General features: G+C 44.2%; 7 protein-coding genes and 2 pseudogenes. All 9 read right to left on the reverse strand.

The window, feature by feature from the left end; all coding sequences use genetic code 11:
• Positions 1-339: 339 nt before the first annotated feature.
• Entirely contained in the window at positions 340-1,764 is a 1,425-nt protein-coding gene (locus ACED53_RS12480) for a Wzz/FepE/Etk N-terminal domain-containing protein (protein ID WP_017100342.1), read from the reverse strand.
• Positions 1,761-2,878, reverse strand: a pseudogene (locus ACED53_RS12485) (glycosyltransferase). Before ACED53_RS12485 ends, ACED53_RS12480 begins: the two are co-directional and overlap by 4 nt.
• A complete protein-coding gene (locus tag ACED53_RS12490; protein ID WP_017100341.1) occupies positions 2,871-3,656 on the reverse strand; it encodes a DapH/DapD/GlmU-related protein in 786 nt (261 codons plus the stop codon). Before ACED53_RS12490 ends, ACED53_RS12485 begins: the two are co-directional and overlap by 8 nt.
• 92 nt (positions 3,657-3,748) lie before the next feature.
• On the reverse strand, positions 3,749-5,125 hold the full coding sequence (locus tag ACED53_RS12495) for an O-antigen ligase (RefSeq protein WP_017100340.1): 1,377 nt from the start codon (positions 5,123-5,125) through the stop codon (positions 3,749-3,751).
• Positions 5,126-5,383: 258 nt separating this feature from the next.
• Complete coding sequence (locus ACED53_RS12500) at positions 5,384-6,490, reverse strand: glycosyltransferase family 4 protein (RefSeq protein ID WP_009846765.1); 1,107 nt, start codon at positions 6,488-6,490, stop codon at positions 5,384-5,386.
• Positions 6,471-7,592: pseudogene (locus ACED53_RS12505) on the reverse strand (sigma-54 interaction domain-containing protein); the annotation flags it as partial. The gene ACED53_RS12500 and the pseudogene ACED53_RS12505, both read right to left, overlap by 20 nt.
• A gap of 501 nt (positions 7,593-8,093) precedes the next feature.
• Positions 8,094-9,326, reverse strand: a complete 1,233-nt coding sequence (locus ACED53_RS12510) for a glycine betaine/L-proline ABC transporter ATP-binding protein (RefSeq protein WP_009846762.1) — start codon at positions 9,324-9,326, stop codon at positions 8,094-8,096.
• On the reverse strand, positions 9,319-10,218 hold the full coding sequence (locus tag ACED53_RS12515; protein WP_102580037.1) for a proline/glycine betaine ABC transporter permease: 900 nt from the start codon (positions 10,216-10,218) through the stop codon (positions 9,319-9,321). Before ACED53_RS12515 ends, ACED53_RS12510 begins: the two co-directional genes overlap by 8 nt.
• A gap of 147 nt (positions 10,219-10,365) precedes the next feature.
• Positions 10,366-11,358: an ABC transporter substrate-binding protein gene (locus ACED53_RS12520; protein ID WP_102580036.1), complete on the reverse strand. Its 993-nt coding sequence runs from the start codon at positions 11,356-11,358 to the stop codon at positions 10,366-10,368.
• Positions 11,359-11,665: the final 307 nt, after the last annotated feature.

The following is an 11,665-nucleotide window of genomic DNA, read 5'->3' on the forward strand; positions in this document are numbered from 1 at the left end:
GCCTTTCTGACATTTGTCTTGAAGTAACTTCTTTAAAACGTTTAGCTACACAATGAGATTGCAGGAGTTGTGCCAATTAAATAACCTTTATATTTCAACCATTTAAATCATGGTTCTATAGGGCGTTTTTTGTTTCTCAAAATGGGAATCAAAACAAAACATCAATGAATAGCTATTTGGAGCATAGGGCTTGGGTTAATCGAAAGTAGCGTTAGAACTTGAGGCTTTAGACAAAAAAAACGCCAAGCGAATGTTGGAGTTTAGTGTTAGGAAGCTAAAAAGATAAGAAGAAGCTAAGAAGCTACGAGGCTAGCAAGTTAAAAATGCTTTTGAGGCTGACTAGCCCATTTTAGGTATCACCGTTATCACAGGGACACCTAAGATCTCTTCGATTTCGTCTTTACGCTTGATTGAAGAGTCAAACAGCTCGAACAATACCGCCAGACCAATGCCCAATCCGATGCCCGCAACAAATCCAGCCAGAATAAAGATAAAAGTCGGCATGTTAGATTTCATGCTAGGCGTGAAAGGCAAATCGATAATCTTCACACGTTTGTTTTGCTCGAATACACCAAGCGAACCCGTTAGCTGAGCCATTTCATAACGCTCTGTCAGTTCATCATATAGTTGACGCTTGATTTCAACTTGACGTTTAAGGCGGTACATCTCTTTGGCATTTTCACCGAAGTTATTCGCCTTGTGTTCTAATTCGAAAATCATAGTACGAAGGCTTTTGGTCTCTTCAGTTAAAGACTCAAAGCGAGCACGAACCAGTTGTAGGCTGTGTAATTGAGTGACCAGAAGAGGTTGGGTATCAGAAAGCTTGTTTAGTGTCGTGCTACTTGCGATGTCCCAAAGCCGGTCGCTGTTCATCGTTGGCTGGGTTACCTCGAGCAAACTTTTTCGCTCATTTTCAAGCCTGTCTAATTCACGGACTTTAGCTTGTACGGCACTGTGTTTATTTGTGTATTTGGCTTGCAGCAGAGTCAGCTCACTGCGAATGTCGATGATCTGGTCTTCGATTCGACCTATCACGGGATTTGTTTTAGAAAGTTGTTGGTCGATTGACCCTAAACTTTTTTCAACACCCGATAATTCCGCCTCTTTTTCCGCCAGTGTTTGTTTGAGTGACGCTAAGCGATTCAAGCTTTGGCTTTGCACTTCTGGCGTCGATTGGACGTTTTCGTTCATGTATGCGGCTAGCGCTTCTTCTGCCTCTTCAAGTTCCGCGCTACGTTTGTCTATATGGATTTTCAAGAAATTACTTGAGTCCTCAATTGACGAGCGTTCCGGCGCGAGCAGCTGTTCAATAAAATGTTCACTCACCGCTCGAAGCGTTTGTTCCATTCCATTTGGAGTGCTCGACGTTAAGCTTATCTTTAGAAAGTCTTTTCCAAGTTGAGTAACTGATAAACGCTGAGACAAGTCAGTAATGATCTCTTGTTTCTCAACCTCAGGCATATTTGGACTAGTTAATTGCAGTTCATCAGCGACCGAGTAAAGAACATGTCGACTGTGAAGCAATGTTCTCAATGCGTTAAGTCGATCTTTGAGCATGGTAGAGACGGCGATGTCTTCCAAAAATGGATTCATCTTGGCTGTTTCTTGAATCAACATACTGGTATGCGCGTCATATTTAGTCGGGGCCAACTTGCTCACACCGAAGCCAACAAAGGGCAAAATAAAGATTGGGAGAACAATAACGTAGCGTTGGCGCCACATGGCATTTAGGATGACTAGTAAGCGCAACTTAAGATTATTCATAAAAGCTCCAACATCCAATGTACGAAGTTACCACGGTTCTGCCAGCTCTCTTGTTCGACGACAGAGATTGGTGAATTGCTCAGCTGGCGTGCATGATCAAGCGCCCAAATCATTTGGTTTACACTACCAACTGTGGTGACATGTTCTTGATATGGCTTTAATGCTGGGAATTGAGTTGTGATAATTGGCGTGCTGGCCGCAAGGTACTCCATTAGTTTGAGTGGGCTACAAGCTCGGATCTGCTCGTTATCAACAAACGGCAACAAGCTCACATCCCAGTGTTGAGAATAGCTTGGCAGCGTATAGTGCGGACGTGGGCCAAGGTAATGTACGTTACTCAACTCAGGCAGCATGATCGTATCAAGCTCATTTGGGCCAATAAATACAAAGTCCCATTCCGGCATTGCTGTCGCGACATGATCAATCATTTCATAATCAAGCCACTTAGAAAGGCTGCCATAAAAACCAGCAATAGGGCGGTGGTTCTTGGTAAATCTTTTGCTCTTGGTGCAGGTGTAGAAAATAGCCCGACATCGACACCATGTGGTAAGAGCTGAGCTTTCTCGCTAGGGAATTTGTCCATCAACTTTTCACTAGCAGCGAAGATCAAATCTGATTTTTCAATGAGTTCTAATTCATGCTTTGCGACCGTCTTGTGGTCTACGCCCGCAAGTGCACTAAAATCATCCCCACAGTAATAAACAACCGCTGACTCGCCTAAGTGTCCGCACAGATCAACAGCAGTCGGAAGAGAAGTCCATAGGATAGGCGCGTTAAGATTAAGCTCTGCAATCACAGCTTTTAGTTGGTGCAACATCATTTGCTGAGCCAACTTTCTAGAAAATTGAGAAGCAGGCGCAGGGATTGTCTTTAAGTTAACGATAGTAATGTTATCGTGTCCCTCAGAGTCGAGCATATTTTGAGTAACGGCTTTGGTTTTGCCAAACAATTTGTTGAACGCTCGTGTTGCATCTTTAGCGGACAGCTTCGGTTGTCTTAGGCCAATAGATTTGACCCATAAGACTTTGTGTTGCTTAGCAAGGTGACGCACTAAATGTTGAGTTGATGACGGTAGGCCGCCAAAGTCTTCACCAAATACGATTAAATCACGCATGGTCACCTCCATGAGTCTCTAATGAATCGAATACATCGGATTCAGTCACTTCAACGGATTTAATCTGTCCGACTACTCGAGCTGGGTTACCACCTGCGATTGCAAAGGCCGGGATATTCTTTGTTACCACGCTGCCTGCGGCTATCACTGCACCTTCGCCGATAGTTACGCCGCCTTTTACAGTTACATTGGTTCCTAACCAAACGTCAGGTTCAAGAATGATGTCGCCGATTTGCTGAGGGTCATCACCTTCACCTTGCGCTCGACGTTTTGCATCTAGCGGGTGACCAGAGTATCCAAATAGGAACGCGCCGCCAGCGATACGTACGTTGTCAGAGATAACCACTTTACCTCCAACAGCGATAGTCGACTGCCAACCAATGTCGACGTTGTTGCCAATCGACAATAGTGGGTGTTCCAAGCCTTCAAGTGGCTGAGTACAACCAGAGAATGTCGTGTGGCCAGAGATACGGCAGTTATCGCCAATCGAAATTTGTACCGGACCGCTGACGAAAGGCAGACCACCATACAAATACAGGCGCTTGCCACATTGAGCCACACGACCTTTGAAAGCCGGTGTCCAGTAGAAGAATCTCGTCAAGCCAGAAACCAAATTCACCACTAGCTTGTGCGCTTGATATAGGCAACGATTAAGTATTTGAGGGGTAGGTAGCTCTGCGCTTCTGATGTCTTTCAAAATGAAAAACACATTTCTAATTCGAGAATTAGGATGAAACTTAAGCCAATGTTTGAATTGATGTATAGATACTGACGTCATAATGAAAATCCTCTATTTTGTTATATAGAAGTACTTTCATATACTGTGCCATTTAATAAATATAATATTTTCAATGGGTTAAAATGTGGGTTTTAGGTTTTCTCATTTTGACAGGCAGTTTGAGATACGTTAGAGACGCAAACTGTGAGCGCTGCGAGGATATAAATCGGCCAATTGAAACCTTGAGTCAAAAACGTACCCGACACGATTGTTCCAATCAGACCTGCATAGATCGCATAGGCGACCGCATTTAGTTCAGGTGCGATTTCTGTAGTTGAGTTTTTTAATCTGGTGAGTGTGGATCGGGAGGTTTTGATCAAAGAAACGATAAGGCAGACAAAAATGATAAGACCAATGAAGCCAGTCTCTGCTAACACACCAAACCACGTACTGTGCACGGCGTGATTCAGTCCGTCCCAATGCGAACTGTAAAAGAAGTAGTTCGAGAAGAAGTTGTTCAACCCTACGCCAGTCAGTGGATTCTCAACCGCCATTTTTACTGCCGCTTCCCAGGCATATATTCGACCCATTGCAGATTCATCGATACCTTGTTCAGCGGCACCACCAGAAGCTCTGTCTGAGATCCCAGCAACTAAATAGAGCGCCACGGCCGCGATGGTTCCTACGGAGATTAACAGGACTTTAGAACGAACTAGTTTCCACGCAAAAATACCAATCACCGCAATACAACCCAGTAATCCGCCACGGCTTTGAGTCGCAATAATGGCGGCGAGCAGTAACAAACAGACTAACCCGCTGATTAAACGTTTGGACCGTGAGATGCCAGATGTGGTGGCTTGGCTTATCGTAAAGGCAAGGGGGAACATCAGTACCAGTGCTAAGTCGTTAGGGTCACCTAACATAGAGCCAAAATCGCGCCCAATAGTTACGCGCGAGCCTTCAACAAGCCCAATACTATTTACTGAGTTGTACACGGCAATAAAACTGACTAAAGCGCCTGCGTAGATAATCGTCATCGCGGTTTTTGCAAGATTTTCCGTGGTGTTTACTAACCAAGTAATCGCAAGCGTCATGACGATTATTTTCCAATAAACACCTTTGAATTCTGCAAGTGCTATTGGCCTGTTGGACGCGAAGATAATACCAATGAAAACCAAGACCCAAAATATGGCGAGCCAATTTAAACAAGGGTGCCAGAAGATTTTAAGCTCTTTACTGATTAATGCATGCCAGAGCAGAGCTGACAGAGCGCCTAATGAAAGCATCAGCGGTATTTTTAACGAATAGAGCTGAGGTATGGCTTCGTGAATTCGGAAAAATGAAAAGACAACGAACAATAGAACTAACCAGAATGTCTTGTTTAACACGAATAACCCGGCCAATGGCACAAGAGCGAGCGCGACAATGACAGCAGGATGAGGCACAAAGTACCAAACAATACCAAGCCCAACACACAAGGTGCTGATAGTGATGATGACTGGCAATCTGTTGGCTTCAGGGGTGAACATTGTAATCTCTATTGCTGAGTAAACTATTCATGGCAGCTCCCTATCGTTATACATTTGAAAGTCGCATTGACGCCTGATGTTAAAGATTGCAAAGCGAGTGCCAGTTATGCATTTCATTTAACCAACTGATTTAATGATGGATTATGGAGTAAGACTATAATCTTAAGTTGAGATTTGTCATTTTGAGAATCAGTATAAAACTGACTAAAACGGCCAAATTATCAAGCTAAAATAACCAGTTATCTACTAAGACTAGGATTAACGATCGAGTTGGTAGATTTCCAACAACTTCGGGACAACAGCTTGTGGCGAATATTGGTGTTTGACCGTTTCTATCGCGTTACTTCTGAGAGAGTCACGTTGTTCAATCGACAATGATATCCACAAAGATAAAAACTGTTCTAGTTCAGCTTCTGAATTGGCGAGGTAGCCGTTAACTTGGTGCTCGATGAGTTTAGGCAAGTTACCAACTGAGGTGGCGAGGACAGGAATGCCGCGAATCATGGCTTCTAATGCCGCCATAGGTAAGCCTTCAAAGCGGGAAGGGATAATTAACAAATCGATCTGGCTCCAAACGTCGTCCATATTGGTTTGATGCCCATGAAAGGTAACATTATCAGGCTGCGATTTAACTAACGCTTCCATTTCTGGCCCGTCACCAAAAAGCTCAAACCGAACATCAGGAAACGGTTTGGCTAATGCGACAAATCGATCAGGCGCTTTTTCGTGGCTTAATCGTCCCACAAAGCCAACATGGAATGGGCTTGATGAAGGGGACTTTGTTAATCCGGTTGGGACCTTCACAAAGTTATTCAATTGATGGGTTTTACTCGGCACTTTCGCTTTAATCTTCTCACTGACCACGAGCGACTGATCAGAAAGAAAGCTGCTGTAACGGTCGAGCCAGTCATAAAGCCATACTTTGCCTGTTGGGGTTTCACCTGCATGATAAGTGGTGATTTGTTTGGTGTTGTTTAAACGAGGTGGGAGCTTTATTAGTTTGCTGACCAAACTGGCTTTGTAACCATGAGCATGGATAAGTCTTGGCTCATAATAATGAGCTGCACGTTTAAGCTGTGTCGCGCTATTGCCGCTTGAATCTGCAGAGTATGAGGCTAAATCGGAGAGGTAACTATAAGGGATGCTCAGCGCATTCAACTTTTCAACGATGATCGCTTCAGGATTAAACTTAGTCAAAAGAACGATTCGAATAGCCTCTGAATACTGAGCGCTTTCAGATATCAGGCCTTGTGCTAACTCTAAAACATGCGTTTCTATGCCTCCAAAAGTTTGGCTGTCGATCAACAGCCAAATCTCGTGAAGGTTTACGTTGAGTACACCTTGGCTAGGCTTGATTGTACTCATCTTCCGATTCCCAAGCCTGTTTCTTACGATAAACAGTAGAAGGGCTAAGTTCTAACAGCACGGCAGCGTTTAACACATTCCCATCGCAATGATTGATGGCATGTTGAATAGCTTCGCGCTCTATTTGCCACATTGGCCGAATAGCACCTTCGCTTGTTGTAAATGCGGGCGTCATCGGATCGTTGTTAGCGGGGACAACTGAGGGTTGCTCCAACTCTTCCGGTGTAATAGGTGGCAACTTAGTTTCTGGTGCTTCCACAACAGCAGCTTGGGGCGCAGCTACTCGAATAGGTGTCACTGATTTCGTGGTTGTAGCTACGTCTACTTTATTAATCGGAGGCGGTAACATGTCTTTAGTCACGCTCGTTTCATTGTTCAACACCACGATGTTACGGATGATGTTTTGCAACTGACGTACGTTGCCTGGCCACGCATAACGTTTAAGTAGATTCTGCGTTTCTTTGTCTATTGATTTGAACTTCTTCTTGTCTTGCTTCGCGTACAGCTTCAAGAAGTGATTAGACAGGGTGACAATGTCACTTCCTCGTTCACGAAGCGGTGGCATCTCGATAGGCACAACGTGAACACGATAGTAAAGGTCTTCTCTAAAGCGTCCTTCTTCTACCTCAACCAGTGGATCGCGGTTGGTCGCACAGATAATTCTGACATCCACTTTAATCTCGCGGTTGCCACCGAGTGGGGTAAACGTCCCAGTTTGCAAAAATCGTAGGAGCTTCTTCTGCATCTCCAATTCCATTTCACAAAGCTCATCAAGAAATAGGGTGCCGCCATGCGCTTGCATCGCCGCACCTTTACGGTCGGTTGTCGCACCGGTAAATGCACCTTTAACGTGACCGAAGATTTCACTTTCCATTAGGTCTCGAGGGATAGCACCACAGTTAATAGCAACGAAGGGCTTACTGTTGCGCTGGCTCTCTTGGTGAATCGCTTCCGCACACACTTCTTTACCCGTACCACTTTCACCGTTAATAAACACGCTGGCGGTAGTTGGTGCTACCGAATCGATAATTTTGTAAACCGCTTGCATAGGTAGGCAAGAGCCGATGAAATTATGAAAGCGGTCACGATCGAACTTGCCCTTGTGGTTCATTTCTACTGCGTTAGAGACTTTTCATGTAGGCCAGCTACACTTCAAAGCCTCTTCCTTGTATTAATTTTCCACAAGATGCTGCAAAACACAGCTCGAAAGGTCAACAGCCCCTATTAAGTTTTAGTCATTTTCTAGAATAATTTCAACTGCTTGCCTTATAAACAAAGCAATTAATTGCCTTCTTGCCCGAATTGCCACTATGTTTGTGACAAACCTAACGAACTGATTTAAATTTGTTTTCTCTTATGAAATATAAACTTAGGCACCTATTAGCCTGGGTACTTATAAGCTTAAATGGGAGAGTGCAGGACAAAGCTAGGCCGATACACATAAAAAAGACCACTGCAGTTACTAACAACAGTGGTCTTAGAGCAGGTTAAGTCGTTTAGGCTAATCTAAATAGCTATATAACCAAAATAGCTATAACCCACACACCTATAACCCAAATAGCGATAATTTAAACAGCCGTGCTTTAAATATCGAAAAGTAGAACTACGAAGCTTTATCAATCTTTGGCTTTGGGTCGGTTTCTACTTCTTCCTCGCTACTTTCAGAGAAGATATCAGCAACAGCGCTTCTCTCTAGTTCACCTTTTAGGTTACCGTCCTCATCAACAACCGGAAGAGAATAGTCACAAGACATAGTGTCTGGTAGCACTTCTTCAATCACCGCATCAGGCAAAATGGCTGGAACTTCTTCGTATATCTCTTCACTGAAGTCATGCACCGATGAATCTTCAACTGCATCCTGCAGGCTCTCTTGTGTGACTAGACCTTGATAGCCTTCATCCGTTACGTGATAAGCGTAGTCATTTTTCAGCATCTTCATTTGTGCCAAAGCACCTTCAATCGTTTCAGATGTGATTCGATAGAGAGGGGGCTGCATAACGGTTTCAACGGTCAATGCACGAGCACGGTTTACGTCTTTAACGAATGCCTCTACATAGTCATCGGCTGGATTCAGCAGAATCTCATGTGGCGTACCTTGTTGTACCAACTCGCCATCTTTCAAAATTGCGATTCGGTCGCCGAGACGAAGTGCTTCATCCAAATCGTGGGTGATGAAAACAATCGTCTTATGAAGCTTCTCTTGCAGTTCAATGAGTTGATCTTGCATTTCACTTCGAATCAAAGGATCGAGCGCTGAAAACGCCTCATCCATTAATAAGATTTCAGCATTAGTACACAGAGCTCGAGAAAGACCAACACGTTGTTGTTGACCGCCAGAAAGCTGGGCAGGGTACTGCTTGCCGTAACCTTTCAACCCCACCGTTTCTAACCACTCATTGGCTTTCGCTAAACGGTCTTCTTTTTTGATACCTTGTACTTCCAAACCGTACGCAACGTTTTCTACCACGGTGCGATGAGGCATTAAGCCAAAGCGTTGGAATACCATCGACATTTTATGACGACGGAACTCTTCTAATTGCTTGGTATTGAGGCTCATCACATCGATGCCTTCGACCATAATTTTACCCTGCGTTGGGTCAATTAAACGGTTGAAATGGCGAATCAGCGTCGATTTACCCGAGCCAGAAAGCCCCATGATAACGAAGATTTCGCCACGGTTAATCTCAAGGTTAATCTCTTTCAAACCAACGGTATGACCCGTGTCAGCAAGAATCTGGTCTTTGTGTTCGCCGTTCTGAACTCGGTTCATAACAGACATCGGTTTCGGTCCAAACACTTTGTATAGGCCACTAATCTCAATCAATGGTTTAGTCATGCTTGAATCCTCCTAAATGCGCATTGGTTCTTCTTGCGTACGCCTGCGAAGCGCGGTCAAAAAGGATTGCTAGGGCCACAATGGCGAAACCATTCATCAAGCCTAATGTGAAGTATTGGTTGGTAATGGATTTAAGAACTGGTTGTCCTAGGCCTTTCACACCAATCATGGATGCGATAACAACCATAGACAGTGCCATCATGATAGTTTGGTTGATACCCGCCATGATCGTTGGCATTGCTAGAGGGAGTTGAACACCCCATAAGCGTTGTTTCTTGCTCGCACCAAAAGCGGTTGCTGCTTCAAGGACTTCTTTATCGACTAGTCGTATGCCTAGGTTGGTTAAACGAATCACAGGTGGAATCGCGTAGATAACCACGGCGATTAGCCCTGGAATCTTACCGATGCCGAGTAGCATCACTACTGGGATCAAGTAAACGAATGCCGGCATGGTTTGCATGATATCAAGCATCGGCGTAACGATAGATTGCGCTCGATTCGAGCGAGCCATCGCAATGCCAATCGGAATGCCTAAGAATATCGAAACCAAGGTACACACAGTGATGATACTGAGCGTACGCATGGTGTCTTCCCACATACCAAAGTAACCAATAAGGAGCAGGGAAACGACACAACCTAAAGCCAGTTTCCAAGAACGACTCGCGGCGTAGACAAGGCTTGTACAAACAGCGAGGACTATAATCCAAGGGGTTGAGATAAGAAGTTTTTCAAACCAAACCAGGAATGAAAGAAGAGGGTCAAATAGAGATTCAATCATTTCACCGTATTCACGAGAGAATTCACGGTATGCGCCATCTAGCGTCTTTTTTATGGTTCGTAAATCAGCGCGTTCCATCTCTGGAAAGGTTGATAACCAATTGGTGTCAGCCATTTTATATCCTTATAGTTCGGAGCCACTTGTTCATACGATGAGGTAATCGCCTATGAAAAGGGCTCCGAATCATGAATAACATCAAGTATAGCGACGTTATTTCTGTTCCATTGTTGAAGCGTAATTACTTGTTGTTAAACCAAGCTGTTACAGTTCGGCTTCAACTTTATTAGCCACTTCTTGAGAAACCCATGGGTGCCATACTTCTGGGAACTCACTCAAAAAATGCAAGCTCGCTTCTTCACCATCAGCTTGATTGTCTTCCACCCAAGCAAGTAGGGAGTTCATTTTGTCGTTTGTGAAGCCACGTTTAGTGAAGTAGTCATAAGCTTCAGGTGCACGTGACGCAAAACTCTCAGTGGTGATAGTGTGAACGGGTGAAGGCGGGTACATGGTCGCTTTAGGTGAATCACAGTCTTCTTTGGTGGTACAAGTTAAGAACTCTTGTTCATTAACACCACTACCAAAGTCAACTTTAACCATGTCGTATTTGCCTAGAACGGCAGTTGGCGCCCAGTAGTAACCAAACCAAGCTTCTTCGCGCTCATAAGCTTTTGCGATAGAGCCAGATAAGCCGGCACTCGAGCCTGGATCAACAATCGTGAAACCACTGTCTTCCAGCTCAAGAGCGTTAAACAAGTTTCCGGCACTGATCTGACAGTTCCAGCCTGCTGGGCAACTGTAAAATGCTGATGTATCTGGGTCTTCAGGGTGCTTAAATAAGCTAGCGTTTTTACGTACACCTTCGATGGTTGCCATCTCTGGGTATTGTTTAACTAAGTAAGCTGGAACCCAAAAGCCTTCTTCACCGCCATTCACAAGTGCTTTACCTGCATAGCGAAGACGTTTTTCTTGGACACCCTTGTCCAATGCGTCTTTTAAGCTGTTGCTCCAAAGTTCAGGTGCAACATCAGGCTGGCCTTTTTCAATCATGGATGTGCCTGTTGGCATGGTGTCGCCAGGGATAAGTTCGGCATCACACCCATAACCATGTTCTAGGATGAATTGGTCGATATTGGCGATCAGTGTTGCAGAGTTCCAGTTCATATCTGCGATTGTTACGCTGCCACATTCTCCAGCGTTAGCATTACCGCTGGCTGCTGCTACTAACAAAAATACGGAGCTTAACTTGTATTTCATATTGAGTTTCCTTTCTCTTTAATAATACAACTAAGGTAACCAAGGTAAATTGATTATCTAAATTGCTCGATGGTGATCCTTTCCGTGTATTTGAACCATTTGAGCAGAAGGAGGGATGGGTGAAGTTTGAATAGATAAATGTGCAAAGTCAGTGAAGTGTGATTTGCCAATTCATCCACTGTGTTTCAACAGCCATCGGATAACTTTGTCAAACTATTACAAATTCGTCAAAAACCACCTCTATTTATAATCTTAGGGAATAATCGTACGAATTCCATCTTTGATGCGATTTACATGGCACTTTAAC

This window comes from Vibrio sp. 1F169, assembly GCF_041439605.1.
GTDB lineage: Bacteria > Pseudomonadota > Gammaproteobacteria > Enterobacterales > Vibrionaceae > Vibrio > Vibrio tasmaniensis_A.